The organism is Acinetobacter sichuanensis, from assembly GCF_003024515.2.
Classification (GTDB): Bacteria; Pseudomonadota; Gammaproteobacteria; order Pseudomonadales; family Moraxellaceae; genus Acinetobacter; species Acinetobacter sichuanensis.
In genome coordinates this window covers 64,770-90,187 of sequence record NZ_PYIX02000015.1, presented here as the reverse complement: position 1 = coordinate 90,187, position 25,418 = coordinate 64,770, and the positions used below count along the sequence as shown (strand labels likewise).

Sequence of the window (25,418 nt, the reverse complement as noted above, 5' to 3'; positions counted from 1 at the left end):
CATTGATTGTGTAAAAAAGAGCGCTCCTTTGGGGCGCTTTTTTTATAATTAAAAAATAATTTAAAATCATATTAAGTTTTTGATGTTATTCATTTAATTTTTTATTGATAATTTTTATGTTCTGTTTAATGAAAGTCATATTTTAATCATTGTACTGATGATTTTTCTTAGATTTGCATTCTTTATGATTACTTCTTATGTCCCTAAGTGATATTTGTTTGACCTGATCAGCAATTATTTCAATTTGATAAAAACGTAATATAAAAATAAGAAAAAAAATCACAAAGGATTTAAGTGATCATTCACTTAATAGGAGTTGTTTTAATGAATGCTAAAGTTAATGTATCTAATCGTGCAGGTGCATCATTTCCAGTACGTCGTATGAATTTTAATTTTGATCATGTGCCAGAGTATTGGGCAAATAATTCTGCTGGTATTACCCATTTTATGACAGCATTATCAGCATTGTTTCCTGATGGTGAAAAGTTATTTATTGATTCAGTGCGAGCAGTTCGTTATCACCCAGCGATTAAAGATAATGATGCTTTACAAAAAGAGATTAGTGCTTTTATTGGGCAAGAAGCAATGCATACACAAGAGCATGTTGGGTTTAATGCTTCTGCACAAAAATATGGTCATGATGTCGCTAAATTTGAACGTGAAACAGGACGTTTGATTCAAGGTGCACGTAAATGGTTTGCACGTGTTGTAAAGCCTTTTGGTATGACACAAGAAATGGTTGATCTAACTGCAACTACAGCACTTGAGCATTTTACAGCAACAATTGCTTCAGAGTTATTAAGAAACCAGCATATTCAAGCCCTGATGACAGATCCAACCATGTCTTATATGTGGTATTGGCATGCGGTAGAAGAAAATGAACATAAAGCGGTTGCTTATGATGTTTATGAAGGCGTATTTGGTAAGGGTTTAAAGGCTTATGCTTTACGTAATATCGCTTTAGTGATCGCAATGGCTTTAATTTTTACAGCTCAGTCTTCTTTTGTAATTCGTTTACTAAAAGAAGATGGCAAACTCAATATGAAAGAATTGGGTATGATTTATAAATATGCGTATAGCCCTTCAAAAGGAATTATTGCAGGTATGACCAAAGAGATGCTGGCATATTTTAAACCTAGTTTTCATCCTAATGATTTAGATACGGTTGAATTATTGGAAACTTGGAAAAATAAATTAGGTTTTTAACAGCTAAATTTAATTTTTAAAGAGGAAGGATCGAATTCTTCCTCTTTTTATTAGACTTCTAGATAGAAGTTCTTATAATTCGCTTTCCATTTCCAAAGATGATGAACGAAGATGATTCGTTTAATGCAACAGACAGATTTAAATGCTGTCTCAGAAATTGAAAATATTGTTCAATCGCACCCTTGGACAAAGCAGCAGTTTCAAGAATCTATACTCAGCTATCAAAGTACAGTTTTAGAAGCACAAGGACAGGTGGTGGGTTTTTGTATTTTGCAACCTGTTTTAGATGAAGCAAATCTTTTACTTATGGCAATTCATCCAAGTCAGCAGGGTAAAGGTTTCGGTTTTAAATTACTGGATCAATCTATTCAATTATTGAAAAATAAACCCGTGCAAATTTTCTTAGAAGTTCGTGAATCAAATACGGCAGCAATCGCTTTATATGAAAAATCCGATTTTCATCAGATAGATTTACGTAAAAATTATTATCCAAATAAAAATGGAACACGTGAACATGCCATTATTATGGTAAAAACATGTAGTGATGATTTTGCTACACTATTTAAGTGATTTTGAGTTTAATTTTTTTATTTAATAATAGGCTCATTCCATTCTGAAGGAAGGGTGGTCATGAGCATTTCACCCAGTTTGTTAATTTCATCTTGATCAAGATGTCTGCTGATACGACGCCATTGACCATCTAGTAATAATTCAAAGGGAGCATATTGAGATTTATAGTTCATTTTTGTAGAGTGCGGAACCCAATAGCCTAAGTATACATAGTCTAAATTTAAAGTTTTAACATATTCAATTTGTTTTAAAATAGCAAATACGCCTAAAGAACGACGACTTTCTTCTGGATCAAAAAAAGTATAGACAGCAGAAATCCCATCATCTAGCTGATCGCAAGTTGAGACACTAATGAGTTGTTCATCTTTCCATAGTTCTAAAAAGAAACTATCGCTGCAACTGTGAATGAGAAATTTTTCAAATTGATCGTAGCTCGGTGGAAACATGTCTCCATCCGCATGTCTTAAATTGATATAACGCTCATACAATTTATAATGCGTTATATTGGCATCTCGGGTAGATATAATTTTAACTGTTAAATCTTGGTTGCGTTTCCATGACTTTTTTTGTGCACTATTCATTTGAAATTCATGAACAGGTACGCGGCAAGATAAACATTGGCGGCATAAATGGCATTCGGGGCGATAAACAAAATCACCACTACGACGGAAGCCTAAACGTGATAACTCAGATAAAGTCACAACATCTATGCGATGTGCAGGGTCTAAAAATACCATGCGCGCCGATTTTTCTACCAAATAACTGCAACCATGAGGCGGTGTAATATAATACTGTAAGTCATTCAATAGGGACTTAGGGTGATATGAGTTCATCGTGATATATCCCTCCTCGTATTGTTCAAGACTATTCTTTTCAATCCATTAATTTTGCAATTTGCGCTATTGTTTTACTTGAAAATACACGTTCTTGATAACTTTTCCAATCTATAGGGGGGTGTTTAATTACATTTTGTAACGATTTTAGATAGTCTTGGCGAGAAAGTGTACATGCACCTAAACTTAATAAGTGATCATTGACCAATTGGCAGTCAATCCAAGGGAGTTGATTTTCTTGTCCAATCAGCATCAGTGTGTAAAATGCCATTTTTGATACATCAGTTTGTGTGCTAAACATTGATTCACCAAAGCAACCTTGACCAATTGTCACCCCATATAAGCCACCAACCAGTTTATCTTGATCCCAAACTTCAACACTATAGGCATAACCTTCTTGAAACAGCGCACAATAGCCTTGAATAATGTCCTCAGAAATCCAAGTTTCATTGGTATAACTACGTGGTAAGGAACATGAGCGAATGACTTCGGGAAAAGCTTGATTAATTGTAATCTTATAATCAAATTTTTTCATATTACGGAGTAAGGATTTACTCGGCTGATAATGATTTGGGCGGATAATGCATCGTGGTTCAGGACTCCACCAGCAAATCGGTTCTCCTTCTGAAAACCATGGAAATAGTCCATGTGTATATGCTTCAAATAAAGTAGATGGATTTAGATCAGCACCAATACAAATCAGTCCTTCACCTTCAGGATCGTATTCTAAAGGGTCTGGAAATTTAAATTTTGAAGGATTCAGCATAGGGATTAAATAAAAAAAGATCAGCTTTATATTAGCTGATCTTTTTGAGGGATGTCGTGCAGAAGTTATGCAAAAAGTTTCAATTGTTTGGCTATTTTGATGAGGTCTTGATCAAGGAAAATTTGGGCTTTATTTTGTAAAAGCGCTAGACTTTGTGCTTTATCAGTAATGGTTTCGCCTTTATCCAGAATAAACCAACCTAAATTATTTAATGCTTGTTGCGCATATTCAGCAAATTGTTTAGCTGTTTTTAAGCCATCAATGAAGTGCGCACGATAGAATAACTGCGTGAACTGATCAGCATTAAGACCAATACCCGAAATTGGGCAAGCTAAAACCTGATAGTTATTGTGAAAACTTGCCTGCTCTAAAATAAAGCGATTTAACTGATGAGCATGTTTGAGTGTTTCTTCTGAAACATCGGTTTGACAAGGCTGTGCTAAATTTAAATGACATAAAATAACAAGTGCATTTAAGATTTTTTCATAAGATTGATCTGGAAGTTTTTTCTCAATCGTTGCAATCGTTTGAGGTGCATAATTTGCTTCTTTGAAAAGTTTACCTAATGGTTCATAAACATCTGGAATTAAATTAAATTGACCTAAATATCCTGTGATGGTTTTAGGGAAATGTTCAGGTGCAACTAAGATTGCAAAAGGTGTATTTCTTAAGCGAGTCCGTGTTTCTAATGGACTTAGATTATTTTTACCACGAATAAATAAGTCTCTTCTAAACTGTGTGTTAGTAAAATAGTCGCGACATTGTTCTTTGAAAATAGGGTGTTCAATTTTATTTAAAAATTGCTGATGTTCTTCTGAAAAATTAATATTATCTAAATGTGCACTTAAATCGGTTGAACCTGCATAAGTGAGTTTTGTTTCTTCTAAGATGCGTACAACTTGTTGGAATGAAAAACATTGCCAGTCTTGGTTTAAATATTCATGAATTAAGTAATTTGGATTTTGCTGTTGTAAGTCTTGGACTTTTTTGATGGCATTAGGATTACGCTGCGCAAAATTAGGATTTTGATTTAACAGTGCTTCACTAAAAGCTAGAGAATCTTTGACTTTTTGAATAGGATTGGTGCTGACACTATTAAACTTAAAGTGGCTATGGAATAACTCACGAATCGGCATATTGGCTGCCCAGCCAGTAACACAGTTATAGCTGATATAGACAATACCGTTTGGTTTTAGATATTTACGAATAAACTTTAAAATAATATGCTGATTTTCATGACTGATCCAACTCCAAATACCATGTAAGCTGATCGAATCAAGCATTGGTAAATCTTTATTGAGGAGTTCTTCAAAGCTTGCGTCATAGAACTGATGACTGATCTGTGCTTGGTGAGCAAGCATAGTGGCATGAGCAGCGTGTGCTGGATTGAAGTCTGTACCTAGAAACTGACCTGATTCAGATGCAGCATGAATATTGAGACTAACACCTTGCCCAAAGCCTAATTCGCAATGTGTATGATCTTGGTTTTCGGTAGGACTATCAACGCCATTAAGTAAAAGGCAAAATTTTTGATAATTTGGGCTCAAATCTTTGTAGTAACCATAGGTGTAATTTACTTCTGTTTGATAGCCATCAGTCCAAGTTGTACTCATTTTTATTCCTTAACTCTAGTTTTTCATTAGGTTTAGTGTGGATCTTTATAATTCCCCATGGTTAAGATGCTATAAGTGAAGCTAGGATTGCAACACAATTTTTTAAAAAAAAGTCGAAGGATCTCATGAAATTGAAATGATCTGATTAAATAATATAAAAAACCGCCATAAATGGCGGTTTTAAACTCAAAGACTAGGTTTATTTCTCTAAGCTATCTAAGTAGCGGTCAGCATCTAATGCTGCCATACAGCCAGAACCTGCTGAGGTAATGGCTTGACGATATACGTCATCAGCAACATCACCCGCAGCAAAAACACCTGCAACAGAAGTTGCTGTGGCATTGCCCGCAGTTCCACTATGAACTTGAATATAACCATTACGTAGTTCGAGTTGACCTTCAAACATCGTTGTATTGGGTTTGTGACCAATAGCGACAAACATACCTGTCACATCGATATCTTGAGTTGAGTCATCCTGAGTTGATTTGATACGTACAGCAGTTACACCAGACTGAGCATCACCAAGCACTTCTTCAACTGCATGGTTCCAAATGATACTGATTTTTCCTTCTTTTTCTTTTTCAAAGATATGATCTTGAAGAATTTTTTCAGAACGTAATTTATCGCGGCGATGAACTAAGGTTACATGCGAAGCAATATTAGATAAATAAAGCGCTTCTTCAACAGCGGTATTACCACCACCAACAACCATTACTTTTTGGTTTTTATAGAAGAAGCCATCACATGTTGCACAAGCACTTACACCTTGCCCCATATAGGCTTGCTCAGACTCTAAACCTAAATATTGAGCTGTTGCGCCTGTTGCAATAATCAAAGCATCACAAGTGTACTCATCCATATCACCCTTTAAAACAAATGGACGAACTTGGAGATCTACTTCATTAATATGATCATATAAAATTTCTGTACCAAAACGTTCAGCATGCGCTTGCATACGTTCCATTAGTGCAGGACCTGTTAAACCTTCAGGATCACCTGGCCAGTTGTCAACTTCAGTCGTTGTGGTTAACTGACCACCAAGCTGCATGCCTGCAATCAGCGTAGGCTTTAAGTTTGCACGTGCAGCATAAACAGCAGCACTATAGCCTGCTGGACCAGAACCTAAAATAATTAAACGTGAGTGACGAACGCTCATTCCTGTCATCCTTTTTATAGCAAAAATATCGAAACTGTTAAAATTATACGTGAAAGTTTATCGTCATGGGACTTGTTCAATGTCGATAATATTGATGATCTAAATCGAATTGAACCATATACCGAATATATACAAATAAGTTAACAACATACTGCAACAATCTTGCATCTTTTTTGCAAGAAGAGGTGCATAATATAAAGATTTCTTCTATGAAGAAAGTAATTCGCTTCACAAAAGTACATTAATGAATAATCGGTTACAGGACAATATATGACTGCGGTGTCGAGTGTTTATGCACAGCGCTTATTATTAACATTATTCTTGATTTCATTTGGGATTTATCTGTTTTTAGCAACAGTAACATATACCCCATTTGATCCAGGCTGGATGCATATTTCAAGTGACACACAACAAGTGTCAAACGCCAGTGGCGTAGCAGGTGCTTGGATAGCTGATTTGCTCTTTGGCTTTTTAGGATGGGCAAGCTTACTTATTCCTTTCTTTTTATTTGTTGAAGCGATCCAAGTGTGGTGGCCAAGAAGCTTTTTAAGTACGCCATTTCGTTATGCAGCACAATTTTTTATTTTGCTGACGACAGCAAGTTTATTGTACTTACTTTGGAATGTACCTGCTGATACTTTGGCAAATGCTTCAGGTGGAATCATCGGTTATGAGTTAGGCGAAAGTTTATCGCAATTACTCACCATTTATGGTGCAGGGGCTTTTTTATTCCTGTTTCTACTGATTCTGTTTACTTTGGCTTTTGGTATTCAATGGAATAAAACTTGGGCGATGATGAAAGCAACACCTGCTTATCTTCAAGATTTATTTTATAAAAATGTCCCTGAAAGCGAATCGGCTTATGATTTAACAGAACAACCAAAGTCTGTTGTTAAAAGTAAGAAAAAGCCTGTTGTAAATAATGCACCAGAACATACAGAAGTTGTTGCACAAATGAATGTGCCTAAGGCTGAAGCTTCTCGCCATGAACAAGCGGCTGAGCGTTTGTTTGACGATATGGTAAGTCAAGAGCGTCAAGGGCAACAAACTTTATTGGCTGAAAATGAAATTGATGATTTAGAGTTAGAAAAAACTTTAGAAAAAGCACGTCGCTTAAAACAAGAAACACAACAAACTGTTCCAACAGGAGAAGTTTGGAAAGCGTTAAATCAAAATGAAAAACAAGATCATAATCAAGAAATTGATGCATTATTGCGCGCGTCCGAAGATGATCAATTAAATCATCAGAATCATCGGATTCATCCTGTTGTTCATACTGAACAAAATACAGTGCCTTTAAAGCAAAATACACATGATGAACATGATTTAGACTGGGATGATGACCAAGTTTTTGATGATTTGTTAGCTGTTGTGCCGAATGGGGGAGCAGCAACAGATGTGCATCGTCCATTTAGTCAAACAACTCAGCAAAATGAGCAGGTTGAACATACTTCTGTTGTTCATAAAAAAATAGATAGTTTGGCTGATGAATTAGATGATTTAGCACAAATGGCAGATGAAACAACCATTGAACCACCTGTTGCTCGGACAACAAGTAGTTATGCTCAATCTACGCCTTTAGTGAAAGCAGAAATTCAAACTCATTTAATGAATTCAAGTGTTTCTGACGAAGAAAAATCTCGAATAGCTGCTGATAAAGATGCATTTAGAGAGGCTTGGCAGGAAACAGCAGGTAAACCTGAGGATGATCCGCAGGGAGAGCTTGCATTTGATCTTGATGCTCCATTAACAGATGCTTTTGGTCGACCAATGTCACGTGCTATGCAAGTCGCACAAAAACGACGTGATTTGCCAACATTACCTGGTTATGAGTTATTAGATAAAGTTGACCCTAATAAAAAAGTAAACTTCACGGCTGATCAATTAGCGCGTTTGTCAGAGTTGCTTGAAATTAAATTACAAGAATTTAACATCAAGTCAAAAGTGATAGAAGCACAACCAGGTCCTGTTGTTACACGTTTTGAATTAGATTTAGCACCAGGGGTAAAAGCGTCTAAAGTCACCAATATTTCACGTGATTTGGCGCGTTCTATGTCAATGGCGTCAGTGCGTGTTGTTGAGGTTATTCCAGGTAAACCTTATATTGGCATTGAAGTACCAAATAGTTCTCGTGAAATGGTGCGCCTGATTGAACTTTTAGAAACACCAGCATTTAAAGACCCAGCGGGTCTACTTTCAATGGCAATGGGTAAAGACATTTCAGGTAGTCCTGTTATTACCGATTTAGGCAAAGCACCACATATGTTGGTGGCTGGAACAACAGGTTCAGGTAAGTCTGTTGCTGTTAACTCCATGATTTTGTCAATGTTGTTGAAATATACACCAGATCAATTACGCTTAATTCTGATTGATCCAAAGCAATTAGAATTAGCAAACTATAATGATATTCCACATTTATTGACACCTGTAGTCACAGATATGAAAGATGCTGTGAGTGCATTGAACTGGTGTGTTAATGAAATGGAACGTCGTTATAAATTAATGTCATTCTTAAAAATTCGTAAATTAGCGGATTACAATCGTAAGGTTGAAGAAGCTATTGCCAATGGTGAAGATTTAATTGATCCAACATGGAAAGCTAGCGACTCAGCAACACAAGAACGCGCACCACGTTTGACGCCATTACCTTCAATCGTTATTGTTGCTGATGAATTTGCAGATATGATCATGCAAGTTGGTAAAAAAGCTGAAGAAATGATTACACGATTGGCACAAAAATCACGTGCTGCAGGAATTCATTTATTACTTGCTACACAGCGCCCTTCGGTTGATGTGATTACAGGTTTAATTAAAGCCAATATACCGACACGAGTTGCATTGCGTGTAAATAGTAAAATTGACTCACGAACAATTTTAGATGCAGGTGGTGCAGAAGACTTATTAGGTCATGGTGATATGCTGTTCTTAGGACCAGGTAAAATTGAGCCTGAGCGTGTACATGGGGCTTTTATTTCTGATGATGAAGTCAATAGAATTTGTGATGCTTGGCGTGAACGTGGCGAGCCAAATTATGTGGATGAAATTTTAACACCTTATGATGAAGAGCCAACATCAAAAGGCTTTGAAGATGGCGATGGTGATCCAAATCGTGATGCTTTATATGACCAATGCGTCTCTTTTGTGCTAGAAACACGTAAAGTATCTGTTTCATCTTTACAGCGTAAATTTAGTCTTGGTTATAACCGTGCTGCACGTATTGTTGACCAGATGGAAGAACAGGGCATTGTGAGTGCAATGGGACCAAATGGCAAACGAGAAATTTTAGTTTGATTTAGTTTAACTTGAGATTTGCAATGAGTTTCGGCTCATTGCAATTTTGTCGCAAACTTAGTGGCTAATTCAGCGAGATTTTTAATTTGAAATAAATCATTTTCAATTCAAGATGTTCTTTCACCCAATAGGGGATCTCTCATGTTATTAGCATTAAGTACCTTAGTTTTTATCCATTTTTGTGCTTTAGTTACACCAGGTCCAGATTTTTTTATTGTTTCTCAAACTGCGATTAGTCGTTCTCGTACTCAAGCGATGTGTGTGGTATTGGGAATTACAGTTGCAGTCTTGTTGTGGGCATTTTTTGCTTTAATGGGCTTAAATTATATTTTTGAAAAATTTGTTTGGTTTAAACATGTCATGTTGGTATTAGGTGGTATTTATTTATGCTGGCTAGGCTTTCAGTTATTAAAATCTGCATTTTCCAAGCAAAAAATAAATAGTCCAATCGTTGAAGTTGAATTACCTAAAAGCCATTTTAAGTTTTTTATGAAAGGTTTGTTGACGAACTTATCTAATCCGAAAGCTGTCATTTACTTTGGTAGTGTTTTTTCTATGTTTCTTGCAAATCCTCAATTAGATCACATGCATGCAGTTTTATTGTTGATTGTTGGGGTAGAAACATTGATCTGGTTTGTTTTTGTAGCATTCATTTTTTCATTACCAAGTTTTAAAACTGCTTATCAACGTGCAGCAAAATGGATTGATGGTATATCTGGTGGATTATTTACTGCATTTGGATCTTATTTAATTATTAATAAATAATCATCAATCAATAATTGTAAATTTTGAGTGAAATGGTTTGAAAATTGATTTTTAGCTATAAAAAAACCTGCAAAATGTGCAGGTTTTTATACGTCATTTTAGATTAAGAAAATTTTGCTAAAACTTCTAAAAAGCCTTCTTTTTGACGTGGATATTGTGCAATCACATCATGAATACGTTGACCTTCAGGATTTGTTGCATTGATGTCACGACGATCTGCGATAAATTTATTTAATAAGCGTTCATAGTCAAAAGGACGCATGTGTTTAAAAGCATGATAAAGCACATGAAAGTCAGCATTGACACCTGCTGGAGGTAACTGATCTAAATAGGCAAAAACACGCTCGTCCGACCATTCCTCGTTGAACGTTGCTGGCTGTGAAAGTGCCATAACAGCATCTCCTTAAAATAAAAAATTGACATTCTTCAGTATTATAAAAAGCTTTTTAAGAACTACTTATAAGGAATACTGCAAAGGTTTTCTGAATTATGTCTAATAAAAAAGGCAAAAAATAAGGCAGAAAAAACAATTTAGCTCAATCTGCCCACTCGAAGCATACGCTTCTCGTCTTGAGACTGGGCAAATCCTTAAAACGATGTTTTAAGTTCGTTAATCCTGTCTCATATTTTGCCTTGAATCAATCTACTTGACTAATCAATTATGAAATTAACGTTCTTCAGGTAAATTGATATTCATTTCCAGCATTTCGATATTTGCTTCAGAGCGAACAGACATTTGAATATGTTGTTCGTCTACACCACGTACATAGCGATTGACAACTTGCATGATTTCTTTTTTCATTTGATCAATTTTATCTTGACTCAAACGTTTACCTAAACCTTGTTCAGATGCAACAATAACTTTTAAACGATCTTTCGCAGTTTGCGCACTTGAAGGCTTATCATCATTACTAAATAATTTACTCCAAAATCCTGCCATTATTACGCTCCAAATAATCTAGCTAACCAACCTTTAGGTTTAACAGTAATATGACGATATGGACGATCTTCACCTAAGAAACGTGCAACTAAGTCATCATAAGCTTGTCCTGCGCTTGCTTCTGTATAAAGAATAACAGGTTTACCTTCATTTGATGCTTGTAATACGCTTGGGCATTCAGGAATTACACCTAAAGTCGGAATACGTAAAATATCTTTAGAAATATCATCAATGGTTAGCATTTCTTGTTTATCAGCACGTTCTGGATTGAAACGAGTGATACATAAGTGTTTGCGAACACGTCCTTCATTATTTTCTATTTTCTTGGTTTTGCTGTCGAGCATACCAATAATACGGTCAGAATCTCGAACCGAAGAAATTTCAGGATTTGTCACAATAATTGCTTCATCTGCATGATACATTGCCAGAATAGCACCACGCTCAATACCTGCAGGTGAGTCACAGATAATGTAATCAAACTCTTGTGAAAGTTCATCCATGACACGTGCAACACCTTCATCGGTTAATGCATCTTTATCACGTGTTTGTGAAGCAGGTAAAATATAAAGATTTTCAATGTCTTTATCACGAATTAATGCTTGTTGTAAACGAGCTTCATTGTTTAAAACATTTACAAAGTCATAAACAACACGGCGTTCACAACCCATGATTAAGTCTAAGTTTCTCAAACCGACATCAAAATCGATCACAACAGTTTTATGACCACGAAGGGCTAATCCTGTTGCAAAAGATGCACTTGTTGTAGTTTTACCTACGCCGCCTTTGCCTGATGTAACGACAACAATTTTGGCCACCGAATCCACTCCTGTTATGGTCATTCATCCCCTTGATAAGGGAAGTTTATTATGGTGTTAATTTATACTTTAAAATTGCAGAACTGAAAACTCAAGTTCTTGCTGATCATTTAAGTAAATATGTACAGATTTTTTAAGGAATTCCGCTGGAATATCATCTGCTACGCAATATGTTCCTGCAATAGAAACCAGTTCAGCTTCTAGGGAATGACAAAAAATTCTTGCAGCGCTATTACCGCCTGCACCTGCGATGACTCTACCACGAACAATGCCGTAGATATGTATATTTCCTGAAGCAATAACCTCTGAGCCACTGTTAATACCTGCGGTGAGAATAATGTCACCATGGTCTTGTACTAAACATTGTCCTGTCCGCAAAATTTCATCATGATATGACGTAATATGCTGAATCGTTGTTTGTTGTTGTGTAACTTTAGCAGCTTGATCTGTGGTGTTTGTTGAATCCTTTGTCGGGGTTTCAACTGTTTGCTCTTTCGTTGCTTTGATCCGTTGCAAAGGGCGATCAGCAGGTAAAATTGGAAATTGAATGGCGCGAGCTTGTTCTTCTAAAATGCCATCAATAACACCCATTGGTTGTAGATCTAGACTAATTAAAAGCTGGATTAGTGCGATAAGCTCCTGTTCAACTGTACTGTCGAGAATCACTAAAGCCCCTTGGTAAGAGGTTTCATTCATCATTGCTGCAAGTTGCTGGCGGATGGCATTATGATCATTTGTATCAAAGGTTAATCGGGTAAAATTAACCATTCTGCCCGTAATCCGTATATCAGCCATAATTATTCCTTACAGGTGTTGTCACCTGAAAATTATAGAGAAAGTCAATTTGTCGAAACTGCACAAATGCTAGAACAAATTGACTGATTTCACTAGCAAAGATACAAATATTTGCATTGATTTGTTCAATCTTTGAATCACTTAGTCTTTGCTTTGATCGTATTTTTCTAGTTCGATTTGCCACTGCTTGATTTTGACTTGTTTGCGCAAGGATTCAAGGCTCTCATAGACCACAGATTCGACCAATTCTTCAAGTTTTTTATTTTCAATATTGAGCTGACTGACTTTATCTGAAATGAGTGTATAAATTTGATTTGGTTGAGTGTGGCTACCTTCTGTTAATGGGTCAATTAAACCATGCGTAATATTTTCACCGAGTTGTTGCCCAATATTTTGAATTTGATTTTCGATCATGCTGCCTGCAATAGGAATAAGCCTTAAAAGCTGAGTCAGTTGAGGTGTATCTTCAATTGCTTTTTTGACAATATGCCCAACATGATCTGCAATGAGGTTTTGTTGTGCTTTGAGTTCATTAGCTAAAGCATCTTGTAAAATCTCAGCCAAGGCTTGCGCAAAAATATCGCGATGATGATCAACTAAGTCATGAATAATTTTTTTGTGACTAGAGCTCGTATCAAGTTCATATTTAATACCATCAATCACAGATACAACAACACGGTCAGAGATTTCTTCCATCACAACCCGATAATAAAACAATACTTTTTTCATAATATTGTCAGGAATAACTTTATAGCCGAGTTCATGTAAACGATAGGCAATAATTCCTGCACGTATTAAACGTAAAAAACGTAAATAAGGAATGATGGCTAAAATTTCGTACCAGTGAACAAAAGGAAAAAAGAACCAACGTTGATGATGTTTATAAATAATCGCAATCAACCAACGTACAGCTAATTCAACGACTAAAAATAAAATAAACCATCCTTCAGTTTTAATGACCCAAGGGTGTAGGTCTGATTTATAAAAGGCTAAAACTTGAGGTAAATGGATTTCATCGAAAAATAACTGACCAAAGCTACTCATTAAAAAAACATTGGCACAGAGACAAAAAAGGTTAAAAACAATGATCGCCATCATCAAGATGTCATAAACCAGAAAAAGTCTCCAACCTAAAGTGTTGTGATTTTCTGGGCGAATACTTTTTTGCTGCGCCATAGTATGGTCTGTCATGAGAGTCCTAATTGTTATTGTATAATTTTAATTTTGGTACTGTTGTTTCATGTGCGTAATAAGTTGATCTTTTTCTTGCCACAAATCATCAATCCATTGTTGAAATTTAGCACGATACTCAGCATCTTCTTCATAATCACCTTGTAAAACCCAATCAGGTAGATCAATTTTACGCAGATTTACCGCAATGCGTGGTACTTCACCTAGCCAAAATTCGCCATAACCTGGTACGCCATCGGGATAAACAATGGTCATATCAACAAGGGCGTCGATTTGATCGCCTAAAATATTTAAAGCGAGTGCCATGCCTCCTGCTTTTGGTTTAAGTAAATTGCGATAAGGTGATTGTTGTTGTTGCTGTTTTTCTACTGTAAAACGTGTGCCTTCAAGATAGTTTAATAAAGTAAAAGGCTGACTCAATAGTTGTTCACATGCTTTACGTGCTTCATCTAAGTCTTGATGTTTCAATGCTGGATTTTTTGCAATCTGAGCTTTGGTATGGCGTTTCATCATTGGAAAGCCTAAAATTTTAAAGGCTTGCCCCACAAATGGAATAAAAATAAGTTCCCATTTGGTAAAAAAGCGGGTGAGTGGCATACGAGTAAGACCAAAATATTGATTGACTGTGGTGTCTACCCAGCTTTGATGGTTACAAGTCATTAAATAACGACCTTGCATATTTAAGTCTAAATTTTCATCTACTGTAATGTCCCAGTGTGTTTCAGGAAGCACATGATCAATTAACCAATTATTTACACTCAGCCAGCTATTTGTAATATGGATATTGGTCTCATCGACTTTGGCAGACTTTTTAAATAGCTTTGTTAAGCCAAGAGCCAGTACAGGAGGACCATGAAAAAAGGTACTTCCTGTAATCACAGAACCCACAGTCAAACCTTTGGTAATTTTTTTTAAAATAGATTGCTTCTGTTGTTGAGATGACATAAAAAAGTCCTAAAAAAGAGTTTAATTTGATCATAGTTGTTTTTAAATATAGTCTTTGTTTATTGAATTAAAAAGTCTCAAAAGCTAACTATGTATAAATTATGATGAAGTAACTTCAAAATACTCATTTATTTATTTCAAAATGTAACGATTTCGGATATTTTTAACAAAATGTCAATGGTTTAAGCGCATAATTTAAATCATTATTTCATTCATAGAAAAACACAAACCTTGGAGGCATGTAATGCGTGCACTTGTAATTTCAGCGGTAGTAGGGGCTTTGGCACTATCTGGTTGTCAAAACATGGAATATGACAAAGCAGCAATCGGTACAGGCTTAGGTGCATTATTAGGCGCTGGTATTGCTTATTCAAATGCCGATAAAGATAAAATGGGTCAAGCTGCTGCAATCGGTGCTGTAGTGGGTGCGGGTGCAGGTGCACTTCTTGACCGTAAAGAAAAACGTTTACGTGAAGAATTAGCGGGTACAGGTGTTGATGTAAACCGTAATCCAGATGGTTCTATTAACATGGTAATGCCGAGCGTAACATTTGCATCAAGCTCTGCAACGATTCAACCACGTTTCCAAACAGCATTAAACGATGTTGCAAAAGTATTACGTGAAGATGGTACAGGTGGTAAATTAGCGCTTGTTATTCATGGTCATACAGACAATACAGGTAATGACGGTATCAATATTCCATTGTCTCAAAACCGTGCAAACTCTGTATTGAACTATCTTGCAACTCAAGGTATTTCAGCATCTCGCATGACAGCTAAAGGTTATGGTTCAACTTCTCCAATCGCTGACAACTCAACAGCTGCGGGTCGTGAACAAAACCGTCGTGTAGAAATTACAGTATATGAAACTAAATAATTTTTAGTTTTCATAGGCATAAAAAACCACCGAAAGGTGGTTTTTTTATTTTGTAATTGTTGTATTGAAAATTTCATTAAACGTTAGGCAAGTTCTGTTTTGATGACTATAATCTAGCGCGAAGTTTGTAGAGGATGAACAATGTCAAAAGCAAGTCAGTTGAATGACAAGCAACTTGAAGCCATGAAATATACTCAAGGACCCTTGTTAGTACTTGCAGGAGCGGGTTCAGGTAAAACTTCTGTGATTACCCGTAAAGTGGCTTATTTAGTCCAACAATGTGGAATTCCTGCACACCGTATCACGGCAATGACCTTTACCAATAAAGCTGCACGTGAAATGAAAGAGCGTGTGAGTAAATTACTCTCTAAAGAGGAAGCAAAAGGCTTATCTGTTTCAACTTTCCATACCTTTGGCTTAAATTTATTACGCTTAGAACTTAAAAATACACCATTAAAAAATAACTTTTCAATTTTAGATGCAGATGACTGTAAACGCATTTTAATGGATTTGATGCATCGAGATAACTTATCAGGTGCGGAGAGTAAAGACCTGATTGCTAAGGCAATGAAAAAGATTTCAGATTGGAAAAATGATCTGATTTTACCAGAGCAAGCGCATAGTACTTGTGAAACACCTGAAGACGTACAATTTGCACATTTATATCAACTCTATGAGCGTAATTTACGCGCTTATAATGCAGTAGATTTTGATGATTTGATCGTCATGCCAACACGTTTATTGCAAGACAATGCAGAAGTACGTGATCGTTGGCAAAATCGAGTACGTTATTTATTGGTCGATGAATATCAAGATACCAATACTGCACAGTATATTTTGGTTAAGCTCTTGGTTGGCGTGATGGGGCAATTCACAGCCGTAGGTGATGATGACCAATCGATTTATGCATGGCGTGGAGCAAAGCCTGAAAATATGGCATTGCTGAAAGATGATTTTCGTAATTTAAAAGTGATTAAACTTGAACAAAATTATCGTTCAACCAGTCGTATTTTAAAAGCAGCGAACCATGTGATTGAGAATAATCCGCATATTTTTGACAAAAAATTGTGGAGTGATAAAGGTCATGGCGAAGTGATTCGTGTGATTACTTGTCGTAATGATGATGATGAATCAGAACGTGTAGTCAAAGACTTGCTAACCCATAAATTAATGAATGGTAAAAACTGGAAAGACTATGCTGTGTTATATCGCGGCAACTTCCAAGCACGTGTCTTAGAAACTCAGCTTCGCCAGATGCAAATTCCATATAAATTATCAGGTGGACAGTCCTTTTTCGCACGCGCAGAAATCAAGGATGTGATGAGTTATCTGCGAGTTATTATTAATCCTGAAGATGACAGTGCATTTTTACGTATTATTAATACACCTAAACGGGCAATTGGTCCTGTAACATTGGAAAAATTGGGTTTGTTTGCTCAAGAAAATAATCTTTCTTTATTGGCAGCAGCAAGTGATCAGCGCCTTTTGATGGTGATGCCGAAAAAAGCAACCACACAATTGGCTGAATTTTCTGGTTTTATTGCAGATTTTACTCGTGAGTTATTAGACGATGATGAGCCTGTACCTAAAATACGCCAAATGATGATGGAAGCAGGTTATATTGATTATTTACGTGAAACGGCAGCAACACCCGCACAGGAAAAAACCAAACTTGATAATGTCGAAATGCTCTACAGCAGTATTCAAAGTTTGATTAATCGTGCTGAAGATGTGGACGAAAAAAATATCGAAAGTGTGATTCGTAAAATGGTGTTGCTTGATATGCTTGAGCAGCAACAAGAAGAAGAAGACACAGATAAAGTGAATCTATTGACTTTGCATGCATCAAAAGGTTTAGAGTTTCCATTTGTTTATATCATGGGTTTAGAGGAAGAGCTTCTTCCACATAAAAACTCGATTGCTGCAGAAACTATTGAAGAAGAGCGTCGCTTGATGTATGTGGGCATTACCCGTGCACAGCAAGGCTTGACCTTGACTTTGGCAGAGCAACGAAAAAATGGTGGGCAAATGAAGCAAATGACACCAAGTCGTTTCTTAGATGAGTTGCCACAAGATGAGTTAGATTGGTTGGGTCGTAAGAAAAAATTGGCTGAAAATATCGACCCGAAACTACAGGCGCAGCATTATTTACAAAATTTAAAAGCGCTTTTAAAACGCTAATTCATGAATGTAATTTTCCTTCTTTTTTTCTCTGCTTTAGTGAAAGAGCAGAGAAACTTTTGCTATTTTTCCACTTTATTGAATATAGGATTTCAATATGAAAGTTCAAGTAAAAATTCTTGATTCACGTTTAGGTCAAGAGTGGCCAATGCCAACTTATGCGACAACTGGTTCAGCAGGTTTAGATTTACGTGCATGTGTAGCAGAAACCATTCAAATTGAGCCAGGTCAAACTGTTTTAGTGAAAACAGGTATGGCAATTTATATTCAAGATCCAAATTTTGCGGGTTTAGTTTTACCACGTTCAGGCTTAGGACATAAGCATGGTATCGTTTTAGGTAATTTAGTCGGCTTGATTGATTCAGATTATCAAGGTGAATTGATGGTGTCTGTATGGAATCGTGGGCAAACTACATTTAGTTTGGAGCCAGGTGAGCGCTTAGCTCAATATGTATTAGTACCAGTTGTGCAAGCAGAATTTGACTTAGTTAATGAGTTTGAAGCAACTGAGCGTGGTGCAGGTGGTTTTGGGCATACAGGTAAAAATTAATTAATTTTTCATCTAAAAAAGCCTGATTTTCAGGCTTTTTGTCATTTTTTTCTAGCTTTGTAACCAAAAGTATATTTAAAATATGGGTTAATGTTACATATAGTGTTAATACAATTTTAATAGAATTGACTTGATCCTAAAAAGCTTTAAAAAAGATGACTGACTTCTAGCCATCTAATGGGGGATGGTCATTAGAAGTATTGCTTATGATAAATTCTTTTGAATTTCCACATCATATTTTTCGTGCATATGATATTCGTGGAAAAGTCGAGTTACTAAAACCTGAGTTAGTTCACTGTATTGCCCAAGCATTAGTGAAACAATATCAACAATATAACCAACGTCAGATTGTCATTGGTTATGATGCTCGTTTGAGTAGTCCTGTTTTTGCAAAAATTATTGAGAATGTATTCTTACAACATGATTTTGAAGTGATTTCAATCGGTTGTTGTTCGTCACCACAAATGTATTTTGCGGCGCGTAAAGCTCAAGGAAATGGTTTAATTATTACAGCCAGTCATAATCCTAAAGTAGATAATGGCATGAAGTGGATTATACAAGGTGAGCCACCTTGCCCAGACATGATTCAGGCGATTGGTCATCAGGCTGAACAGTTTTTAGTGCAACAGACACAAATTATTGCATCACCTACAGTGAAGCATGAAATTAAAACCGAATTTTGTGTGGCTTATCAGACGGCTTTATTACGTGATATTTATTTAAAACGACCTCTTAAGGTTGTCATTGATGGTTTAAACGGTTCAGCAGGGTTTTGTTCTCAAATTATTTTAAGAAAGCTAGGTTGTGAGGTGATTGCACTGCGCTGCAATGCTGATGGAAATTTTCCTGACCATGCGCCAGATCCATCACAAGCGAAACATCTCGAATTATTACGGCAAAATATTTTAAATCATGAAGCTGATATTGGAATTGCGTTAGATGGTGATGGCGATCGTGTTGTTATTTTAGATGAACATGCACATATTATTTCTCCAGATCGTTTAATGGCACTATTTGCACACATCTGTTTAAAGGCAAATCCACACCGAGAGATTGTATTTGATGTTAAATGCTCGCCTATAGTGCGACAAACGATTGAAAAAATGGGCGGTAAAGCCACCATGATTCGTACAGGAAGTAGTTTTTTACGTAAATATTTAACACAATCTAAAGGTCAAGCAGTCTTCGGTGGAGAATACGCAGGACATTATGTTTTTAATGATGGACGTGGTTTAGGCTATGATGATGGTTTATATGCAGCATTGCGTATCATGGAATATTTATGTGATTTGCCAAGTCAAATGTCATTGTCAAACGTATTAGCAGTTTATCCTGAACGGTGCTATACCGAAGATACTTACATCAGTACACATAGCACGAATCCTAAAATTGTACTGAGTGAAATTGAACAACTGAGTGCGCGTTATGGTGCGGAATTAATTAAAATAGATGGAATTCGACTTGATTTTGATCATGGATTTGGCATCATTCGAGCATCAAATACAGGTGAGTTCTTTACTGTTCGTTTTGATGCAGATTGCCCATCTCGTTTAGATGAAATTCGGCAAACATTTGCGTCTATGCTGCATGATCATTATCCTATGATCGCTCAAGATATCTTGAAGGCTCATTAATTTACATGATTGTGACGGGAGAAAAGCATGCCACATCAACACACTGGCACTGATAAAGCGCAAATTTTAACAGAAGCCTTACCTTATATTCAGCGCTTTTCAGGTAAAACGCTAGTCGTAAAATATGGCGGCAATGCAATGACAGATCCTACTTTGGAAAGTTCATTTGCTCGTGACATTGTGCTCTTAAAAACTGTGGGAATAAATCCGATAGTTGTGCATGGTGGTGGTCCACAAGTTGATTCATTTTTAAAACAACTTGGACGTGAGTCTGACCGTATTGATGGTATGCGTGTGACTGACCCTGCAACGATGGAAGTTGTAGAGATGGTTTTAGGCGGAAGTGTTAATAAATCAATTGTAAATTTAATCAATAAGCATGGCGGTCGTGCAATCGGTCTGACAGGTAAAGATGGTAATTTACTGCGCGCACGTAAATTATTAATGGAAAAAGTCCAAGATGATGGTTCTGTAAAACAAATTGATCTTGGTTTAGTGGGTGAAGTGACGGGTGTAAAAACCGATGTCTTAGAAATGTTTACCCAAAGTGATTTTATTCCTGTCATTGCACCTTTGGGTGTAGATGAAGAAGGGAAAACCTATAATATCAATGCTGATTTAGTCGCTGGTAAAGTTGCAGAAGCTTTAGGTGCGGAAAAATTGATTTTATTAACCAATATCACAGGGGTTTTAGACGAAAATAAAAATCTCTTAACAGGTTTATCTACACAGGAAGTTGATGATCTGATTGAAACAGGCGTGATTTATGGTGGTATGATTCCTAAGGTGGGTTGTGCCCTAGATGCTGTTAAAGGTGGCGTAGTGAGTGCGCATATCGTTGATGGTCGTGTACCTCATGCAACCTTGCTCGAAATTTTTACAGATCATGGTGTAGGTACTTTAATTACCAATCGTACAAAATCAACTTCAGTTTGATCTTAAACGTTTATGTTAAAAAGCCAGTCATTTACTGGCTTTTTTTTATATGTAATTTATAAGATCATTATTTAGAATGTGTTTTTGAATGGTCATAAATTAGTCATTGATTTGTCATTTAGATTCTCTAGTGTGATGAAAAGCACAAGGAGTTCTAAATTATGTTTGCAAAGTTAAATCAATACAGACAAAACATTAGTTTCCCACTGACACGCCCTAAAAAACCTCAATTACAATACAAATTTGAATGGGCAGAGGACATTAAACAATTAAAAGAAATTCAAAAATTTCGAGCTGAACAATTTGCAGAACAGTTTGGTGTTCAATTTGAGCATGGTTTAGACCAAGATTTATATGACTTAGATTGTCATCATGCTGTATTACGTGACAAGTGGAGCAATGAGATCGTGGCTTATACGCGTTTGAAATTGGTACATGGTCATCAATTAGCCCAAAGTTATAGTGCCCAAGAGTTTGATGTTTCTCAATTTTCTCATTTAAATAATATTGTAGAAATTGGTCGTACTTGTGTTCATCCACGTTATCGTAATGGAAAAGCATTGTCGATTTTATGGCTTAATTTAGTACCGATGGTACTTTGGAAAATGAAAGCTAAACATTTAATGGGCTGTGTGAGTATTCGCTTAGAAGACAATAAAGCACGTGCTTACTACACGCATCAATTTATTAAAAAATTAAGTAAAAATCAAACAATTCATGTGCCAGCTAAACCCAGTTATGAACCAACATATCCTGAGTTTAGTTTTCTGCAAGATGAACGTATTCCTAAATTATTTGACGTGTATTTAAAAATGAATGCGCGTTTATCACAGCAGGCATATCATGATCAGCAATTTAATTGTCTAGACTATTTTGTATTTTTAGATGTCAATGAAGTGGCGAAAAGTTTTGTATTAAACAAAATGGTCAGTCGTTAAATAGTCTAACTACATTTCGTTTGCAAACATTCTGATTTGCAAGCGAGGTGGGACTGATGCACAATATTCACATAATGATAATGTTGTAATGAATGATTATGTGCCAATTACTTGGAATGAACTGTGCAACACCAACGGATATTACATTTTCTTTCCGTGGGTTTTCGCAACGTGCGGGAATTACTTCTGACCATTCTGATGGTTTTGGTATTGCATTTTTTGAAGATAAAGCCTGTCGTTTATTTGTCGATAATCAGTCTGCGGTAGAGTCACCTATTGCTGAGTTGGTTCGTAATTATCCAATCAAATCACGCAATGTCATTGCGCATATCCGTAAAGCAACACAAGGTAAAATTACCTTAGAAAATTCACATCCTTTTGTGCGTGAGTTGTGGGGGCGACAATGGATTTTTGCTCATAATGGTGATTTATATGATTTTCAGCCACGACTTTCAGGGCGTTTTACCCCTGTAGGAAATACAGATAGTGAACTTGCTTTTTGTTATTTACTGGATAAGTTTGTTGAAAAATTTGGTTATCATGAACCTTCATTGAAAGAAATTTTTGCAGTATTACACGAAATTTCTCCTAAAATAGCTGAATATGGCACATTTAATTTTTGTCTTTCAAATGGGCAAGCCTTATTTAGTTATGCCACGACAAAGTTGCATTGGCTAGTACGTGAATATCCATTTCAACATGCAAAATTGATAGATTTAGATGTCGATATTGATTTTAGTGAAGTGACTACACCTGAAGATCGTGTTGCAGTCATTACCACAGAGCCTCTAACGCATAATGAAACATGGCAAGCATATCGACAAGGTGAAATGATTTTATTTCAACATGGACAGCCCATTCAGCGTGCAATGACTGTTGTGGCGCGTTTGCAACGTGAAGCTCAAGATCCAAGTTTGAAGCGTATCACTAAGGCAGATCAATATTGAGTTTATTTTTAGATCAATAGTGATGATTGAATAAGATAAAATATATGACACTCTATTTTAAATATAGGGTGTTTTATTTAAATAATATTAAACTCTATTTAAAGTATAAAAAATAAAAATATTTTTATTAAAAAGCTTATTTTAAAATGAATATTGATTGAATATAAAATAAAGATAAAAATAATATTTTGGTTAAAAAATACTTTATTCTTTTACTTGGTTATAATGCTTTTATTTCTTTAAAACAATGAGTTGTAGTTTTTTGCTACAGAAAGCCTGAAACCCGACTAAACTAGTTGATTTTTATTTATTTTTTAAGCGGTTATGATGTAACCATGTAATGAATAATATTTTTAAGTTGAGTGGGGCATTGGTATGAAGATGAAATGGCTTCCTGAATATAATACGGGAATTGATGTGATCGATGATCAACATAAACGTATTTTAGATTATATCAATGAGCTACAAAGTGTAGATGTCATTTCAGACCGCGCACGAATTAAAGAAATTTTAGATAATATTATTGACTATACACAGTCACATTTTACCTTCGAAGAAAGTTTACAAGAAGAAGCAAATTATAAATATCGTGTACCCCATAAACGTGTACATGATTTATTTATTAAACGCATTGAAGGGTACCGTCAAAATTTTGAGGATGGCAAATCTATTGAAAATGAGTTGAGCGAAGTTTTAGCAAAATGGTTGATTAACCATATTCAACATGATGATGCAGATTATGTGGGTGCTGTAAAACACAATATGATGGGAATTATTCATGAAAATGAAAAGAAAAAAGGTAAAAATTGGTTTCAACGCTTTTTCTCTTAAAATGAATAATAAAAAACAGAAAATAAGAAGAGTAGAAACTGACTAGCGCAGCAAACCATAACTTGGTTTGCTTTTTTTATGCCTAATCTTTGATTTTCATTGAGGACAAAGGCAAAATAGCAGCAATTTATTATGAAACACCTCATGCAGGATTATTCTATGTCACGATGGTTATCGCCGCTCATGGCATTTTGTCTATCATTTATGATTATTGTGGGTTTAGCGCCTAGCTTAGGTCTACAAATTGATCGACAAATTGACTTTTGGTTATTGTGGTTGGGCACAATGCTGATTTTAGCATTGCCAATGACTTATTTAGAAATCGCATTAGCAAAACGTTCAAAAAAAACACCACTTACTGCTTTAGCTGAGTTAACCCGTGATGCAGATGCTTCACAACATTGGCGTATAGTAGGTTGGCTGTCAGTTGTATTTATTCCTTTTTTAGCAGGTGCAATTTTATCTAATGTGACACTGAATAGCCTTCAACATGCACAGCTTGGGTTACAAGCAAACTTGCTTTTAGTGATTGGTGCAGTGGTTGCAGTTGGCTTATCATTTTTGTCACGTTCGATTTTAGTTTTATTAACAGCTCTTGGTGTGATTGCTTCTCTTGTAGTGGCTAACATTTTTGGTACAGCTTTACAGCCATGGCATGTGACTCCAATCGAGTTTAAAGAGTGGGGGAATGCCACGATTCTTGCTTTAGTGGCAAGTGGTTTAGGTTTAGGACTGTATTGGCAAACAAATACATTACACGCTAAAGAAAGTGCAGCAACACAAGCAGTGTTTCCAATTTGGATTGCCCAACTGGTTGCTGTCATTGCTTTTGGGTTTTTTGCGGTAAGTACACAGATTCCTGCTTTTGTTTTATGCTTTGCCGCGATCAGTAGTGCTGCGCTGTTATTACAGTTGGCTAAAGAACAGTTAAGCCAACGTAATATTGCACCTGTTTTACAATATATTATTATCTTGCTTGCTTTGTTGGTTTGGGCTATTCCAAATATTACAACTATTTTTAATAGTATTGTGATGTTATGGGGCTTAGTGATTTGTTTGATTTATGCTGTATTTGTGGGTTGGATTATGAAAATTAGTCACCTACGTAAATCTATGAATTTTAGTTCAGAAGCTTTTTATAATATTTGGCGTATTGCAGTACGTATCGTGACACCACTTGCGATTTTAATTGCAATCATTTCATTTATTGGGCAACTTATCTAATGACTGTTGTAGCGCAAAAATCTGATGGAAAAGTTTGGGTTGCTTATGCAACCCAAAGTCAGCAGTTTCATATTGCTGTTCAATTTGAGGAAGGCATGACGGCTTACGATGCAATCGTAAAAAGTGGGATACAAGCTCAAGTTGATTTGCCTGAATCCTACCAACTTGGGATTTTTGGTGTCAAAATTTCAGATCAAAATCAAGTTTTAGCGATGGGAGAGCGAGTCGAGATTTATCGTGCGCTGACCATTAACCCAAAAGATATTCGACGTAATCGAGCAAAAGCCAATCCAGTGGGGCGTTATTGCCGAGGCAATCGCTATCGCCAGCTTTTGTCAAAATAGTGCGATATTTCAACTTATCGCTTTAAACTATGACAATGATAATAAAAACCCCTGATGGAGGGGTTTCTTT

Annotated in this window: 24 protein-coding genes; 14 read left to right on the top strand and 10 right to left on the bottom strand. The window is 36.0% G+C overall.

Features of this window, described 5'->3' with window-relative positions:
• The first annotated feature begins 324 nt into the window (after nt 1-324).
• On the top strand, nt 325-1,206 hold the full coding sequence (locus C9E89_RS10775) for a metal-dependent hydrolase (RefSeq protein ID WP_107008270.1): 882 nt from the start codon (nt 325-327) through the stop codon (nt 1,204-1,206).
• Nucleotides 1,207-1,317: 111 nt separating this feature from the next.
• Nucleotides 1,318-1,776, top strand: coding sequence for a ribosomal protein S18-alanine N-acetyltransferase (gene rimI / locus C9E89_RS10770; RefSeq protein ID WP_107008269.1), 459 nt, complete (start codon nt 1,318-1,320; stop codon nt 1,774-1,776).
• A gap of 17 nt (nt 1,777-1,793) precedes the next feature.
• Here rimI and C9E89_RS10765 read toward each other — a convergent pair whose 3' ends face one another.
• The 4 genes from C9E89_RS10765 to trxB all read right to left on the bottom strand — a co-directional run bounded on the left by C9E89_RS10765 (nt 1,794) and on the right by trxB (nt 6,144).
• Nucleotides 1,794-2,609, bottom strand: a complete 816-nt coding sequence (locus tag C9E89_RS10765) for an arginyltransferase (RefSeq protein WP_107008268.1) — start codon at nt 2,607-2,609, stop codon at nt 1,794-1,796.
• A 40-nt stretch (nt 2,610-2,649) separates the two neighbouring features.
• Nucleotides 2,650-3,375: a leucyl/phenylalanyl-tRNA--protein transferase gene (gene aat / locus C9E89_RS10760; RefSeq protein WP_171405119.1), complete on the bottom strand. Its 726-nt coding sequence runs from the start codon at nt 3,373-3,375 to the stop codon at nt 2,650-2,652.
• 65 nt (nt 3,376-3,440) lie between these two features.
• Nucleotides 3,441-4,988 carry a class I SAM-dependent methyltransferase gene (locus tag C9E89_RS10755; RefSeq protein WP_107008266.1) on the bottom strand — a complete coding sequence of 516 codons (1,548 nt, stop codon included), beginning with the start codon at nt 4,986-4,988 and terminating at the stop codon, nt 3,441-3,443.
• 199 nt (nt 4,989-5,187) lie between these two features.
• Complete coding sequence (trxB, locus tag C9E89_RS10750) at nt 5,188-6,144, bottom strand: thioredoxin-disulfide reductase (RefSeq protein WP_107008265.1); 957 nt, start codon at nt 6,142-6,144, stop codon at nt 5,188-5,190.
• A gap of 270 nt (nt 6,145-6,414) precedes the next feature.
• On the opposite strand from trxB, the gene C9E89_RS10745 reads away from it, so the two are divergent.
• Both C9E89_RS10745 and C9E89_RS10740 read left to right on the top strand, forming a co-directional pair.
• On the top strand, nt 6,415-9,435 hold the full coding sequence (locus C9E89_RS10745; protein ID WP_107008264.1) for a DNA translocase FtsK: 3,021 nt from the start codon (nt 6,415-6,417) through the stop codon (nt 9,433-9,435).
• Between the two features lie 141 nt (nt 9,436-9,576).
• Entirely contained in the window at nt 9,577-10,200 is a 624-nt protein-coding gene (locus C9E89_RS10740) for a LysE family transporter (RefSeq protein WP_107008263.1), read from the top strand.
• Between the two features lie 103 nt (nt 10,201-10,303).
• Here C9E89_RS10740 and C9E89_RS10735 read toward each other — a convergent pair whose 3' ends face one another.
• The 6 genes from C9E89_RS10735 to C9E89_RS10710 form a co-directional block, all read right to left on the bottom strand.
• Nucleotides 10,304-10,591, bottom strand: coding sequence for a PA4642 family protein (locus C9E89_RS10735; RefSeq protein WP_107008262.1), 288 nt, complete (start codon nt 10,589-10,591; stop codon nt 10,304-10,306).
• A 276-nt stretch (nt 10,592-10,867) separates the two neighbouring features.
• Nucleotides 10,868-11,140, bottom strand: coding sequence for a cell division topological specificity factor MinE (gene minE / locus C9E89_RS10730; protein WP_004648029.1), 273 nt, complete (start codon nt 11,138-11,140; stop codon nt 10,868-10,870).
• A gap of 2 nt (nt 11,141-11,142) precedes the next feature.
• Nucleotides 11,143-11,955, bottom strand: a complete 813-nt coding sequence (gene minD, locus C9E89_RS10725) for a septum site-determining protein MinD (protein WP_107008261.1) — start codon at nt 11,953-11,955, stop codon at nt 11,143-11,145.
• A 69-nt stretch (nt 11,956-12,024) separates the two neighbouring features.
• Nucleotides 12,025-12,750 (bottom strand): septum site-determining protein MinC, encoded by a 726-nt coding sequence (gene minC / locus C9E89_RS10720; protein ID WP_107008260.1) that lies wholly within the window; start codon nt 12,748-12,750, stop codon nt 12,025-12,027.
• Between the two features lie 141 nt (nt 12,751-12,891).
• A complete protein-coding gene (locus C9E89_RS10715) occupies nt 12,892-13,926 on the bottom strand; it encodes a preprotein translocase subunit SecA (RefSeq protein WP_373431850.1) in 1,035 nt (344 codons plus the stop codon).
• 42 nt (nt 13,927-13,968) lie between these two features.
• Nucleotides 13,969-14,886 (bottom strand): acyltransferase, encoded by a 918-nt coding sequence (locus tag C9E89_RS10710; RefSeq protein ID WP_107008258.1) that lies wholly within the window; start codon nt 14,884-14,886, stop codon nt 13,969-13,971.
• Between the two features lie 244 nt (nt 14,887-15,130).
• Between C9E89_RS10710 and C9E89_RS10705 the strand changes: the two genes are divergently transcribed.
• The 10 genes from C9E89_RS10705 to C9E89_RS10660 all read left to right on the top strand — a co-directional run bounded on the left by C9E89_RS10705 (nt 15,131) and on the right by C9E89_RS10660 (nt 25,348).
• Nucleotides 15,131-15,763 carry an OmpA family protein gene (locus tag C9E89_RS10705; RefSeq protein WP_107008257.1) on the top strand — a complete coding sequence of 211 codons (633 nt, stop codon included), beginning with the start codon at nt 15,131-15,133 and terminating at the stop codon, nt 15,761-15,763.
• A 141-nt stretch (nt 15,764-15,904) separates the two neighbouring features.
• The gene (locus C9E89_RS10700) at nt 15,905-17,944 is read left to right on the top strand and encodes a UvrD-helicase domain-containing protein (protein WP_107008256.1); all 2,040 of its coding nucleotides are present in this window, start codon (nt 15,905-15,907) and stop codon (nt 17,942-17,944) included.
• Nucleotides 17,945-18,041: 97 nt separating this feature from the next.
• Nucleotides 18,042-18,494 carry a dUTP diphosphatase gene (gene dut, locus C9E89_RS10695; RefSeq protein ID WP_107008255.1) on the top strand — a complete coding sequence of 151 codons (453 nt, stop codon included), beginning with the start codon at nt 18,042-18,044 and terminating at the stop codon, nt 18,492-18,494.
• Nucleotides 18,495-18,700: 206 nt separating this feature from the next.
• Entirely contained in the window at nt 18,701-20,128 is a 1,428-nt protein-coding gene (locus tag C9E89_RS10690) for a phosphomannomutase/phosphoglucomutase (protein WP_107008254.1), read from the top strand.
• A 27-nt stretch (nt 20,129-20,155) separates the two neighbouring features.
• The gene (gene argB, locus C9E89_RS10685) at nt 20,156-21,064 is read left to right on the top strand and encodes an acetylglutamate kinase (protein WP_107008253.1); all 909 of its coding nucleotides are present in this window, start codon (nt 20,156-20,158) and stop codon (nt 21,062-21,064) included.
• A gap of 161 nt (nt 21,065-21,225) precedes the next feature.
• Nucleotides 21,226-22,002, top strand: a complete 777-nt coding sequence (locus tag C9E89_RS10680) for a GNAT family N-acetyltransferase (protein WP_107008252.1) — start codon at nt 21,226-21,228, stop codon at nt 22,000-22,002.
• Between the two features lie 98 nt (nt 22,003-22,100).
• The gene (locus tag C9E89_RS10675; RefSeq protein ID WP_107008251.1) at nt 22,101-22,949 is read left to right on the top strand and encodes a class II glutamine amidotransferase; all 849 of its coding nucleotides are present in this window, start codon (nt 22,101-22,103) and stop codon (nt 22,947-22,949) included.
• A gap of 375 nt (nt 22,950-23,324) precedes the next feature.
• The gene (locus tag C9E89_RS10670; protein ID WP_107008250.1) at nt 23,325-23,780 is read left to right on the top strand and encodes a bacteriohemerythrin; all 456 of its coding nucleotides are present in this window, start codon (nt 23,325-23,327) and stop codon (nt 23,778-23,780) included.
• A 144-nt stretch (nt 23,781-23,924) separates the two neighbouring features.
• A complete protein-coding gene (locus tag C9E89_RS10665) occupies nt 23,925-25,004 on the top strand; it encodes a hypothetical protein (RefSeq protein WP_107008249.1) in 1,080 nt (359 codons plus the stop codon).
• Nucleotides 25,004-25,348 (top strand): RnfH family protein, encoded by a 345-nt coding sequence (locus C9E89_RS10660; RefSeq protein ID WP_107008248.1) that lies wholly within the window; start codon nt 25,004-25,006, stop codon nt 25,346-25,348. Before C9E89_RS10665 ends, C9E89_RS10660 begins: the two co-directional genes overlap by 1 nt.
• The last annotated feature ends 70 nt before the right edge of the window (nt 25,349-25,418 follow it).

Bases quoted from the DNA above. Each gene is read 5' to 3' on its own strand.
- C9E89_RS10670 (WP_107008250.1), top strand. From the start codon at position 23,325: ATGAAGATGAAATGGCTTCCTGAATATAATACGGGAATTGATGTGATC.
- C9E89_RS10755 (WP_107008266.1), bottom strand. From the start codon at position 4,988: ATGAGTACAACTTGGACTGATGGCTATCAAACAGAAGTAAATTACACC.
- argB (WP_107008253.1), top strand. From the start codon at position 20,156: ATGCCACATCAACACACTGGCACTGATAAAGCGCAAATTTTAACAGAA.
- aat (WP_171405119.1), bottom strand. From the start codon at position 3,375: ATGCTGAATCCTTCAAAATTTAAATTTCCAGACCCTTTAGAATACGAT.
- minC (WP_107008260.1), bottom strand. From the start codon at position 12,750: ATGGCTGATATACGGATTACGGGCAGAATGGTTAATTTTACCCGATTA.
- C9E89_RS10740 (WP_107008263.1), top strand. From the start codon at position 9,577: ATGTTATTAGCATTAAGTACCTTAGTTTTTATCCATTTTTGTGCTTTA.
- C9E89_RS10660 (WP_107008248.1), top strand. From the start codon at position 25,004: ATGACTGTTGTAGCGCAAAAATCTGATGGAAAAGTTTGGGTTGCTTAT.
- C9E89_RS10715 (WP_373431850.1), bottom strand. From the start codon at position 13,926: ATGGCGCAGCAAAAAAGTATTCGCCCAGAAAATCACAACACTTTAGGT.
- C9E89_RS10665 (WP_107008249.1), top strand. From the start codon at position 23,925: ATGCAGGATTATTCTATGTCACGATGGTTATCGCCGCTCATGGCATTT.
- rimI (WP_107008269.1), top strand. From the start codon at position 1,318: ATGATTCGTTTAATGCAACAGACAGATTTAAATGCTGTCTCAGAAATT.
- C9E89_RS10710 (WP_107008258.1), bottom strand. From the start codon at position 14,886: ATGTCATCTCAACAACAGAAGCAATCTATTTTAAAAAAAATTACCAAA.
- C9E89_RS10765 (WP_107008268.1), bottom strand. From the start codon at position 2,609: ATGAACTCATATCACCCTAAGTCCCTATTGAATGACTTACAGTATTAT.
- C9E89_RS10700 (WP_107008256.1), top strand. From the start codon at position 15,905: ATGTCAAAAGCAAGTCAGTTGAATGACAAGCAACTTGAAGCCATGAAA.
- trxB (WP_107008265.1), bottom strand. From the start codon at position 6,144: ATGAGCGTTCGTCACTCACGTTTAATTATTTTAGGTTCTGGTCCAGCA.
- minE (WP_004648029.1), bottom strand. From the start codon at position 11,140: ATGGCAGGATTTTGGAGTAAATTATTTAGTAATGATGATAAGCCTTCA.
- C9E89_RS10675 (WP_107008251.1), top strand. From the start codon at position 22,101: ATGTGCCAATTACTTGGAATGAACTGTGCAACACCAACGGATATTACA.
- C9E89_RS10680 (WP_107008252.1), top strand. From the start codon at position 21,226: ATGTTTGCAAAGTTAAATCAATACAGACAAAACATTAGTTTCCCACTG.
- C9E89_RS10705 (WP_107008257.1), top strand. From the start codon at position 15,131: ATGCGTGCACTTGTAATTTCAGCGGTAGTAGGGGCTTTGGCACTATCT.
- C9E89_RS10735 (WP_107008262.1), bottom strand. From the start codon at position 10,591: ATGGCACTTTCACAGCCAGCAACGTTCAACGAGGAATGGTCGGACGAG.
- C9E89_RS10745 (WP_107008264.1), top strand. From the start codon at position 6,415: ATGACTGCGGTGTCGAGTGTTTATGCACAGCGCTTATTATTAACATTA.
- C9E89_RS10690 (WP_107008254.1), top strand. From the start codon at position 18,701: ATGATAAATTCTTTTGAATTTCCACATCATATTTTTCGTGCATATGAT.
- C9E89_RS10775 (WP_107008270.1), top strand. From the start codon at position 325: ATGAATGCTAAAGTTAATGTATCTAATCGTGCAGGTGCATCATTTCCA.
- dut (WP_107008255.1), top strand. From the start codon at position 18,042: ATGAAAGTTCAAGTAAAAATTCTTGATTCACGTTTAGGTCAAGAGTGG.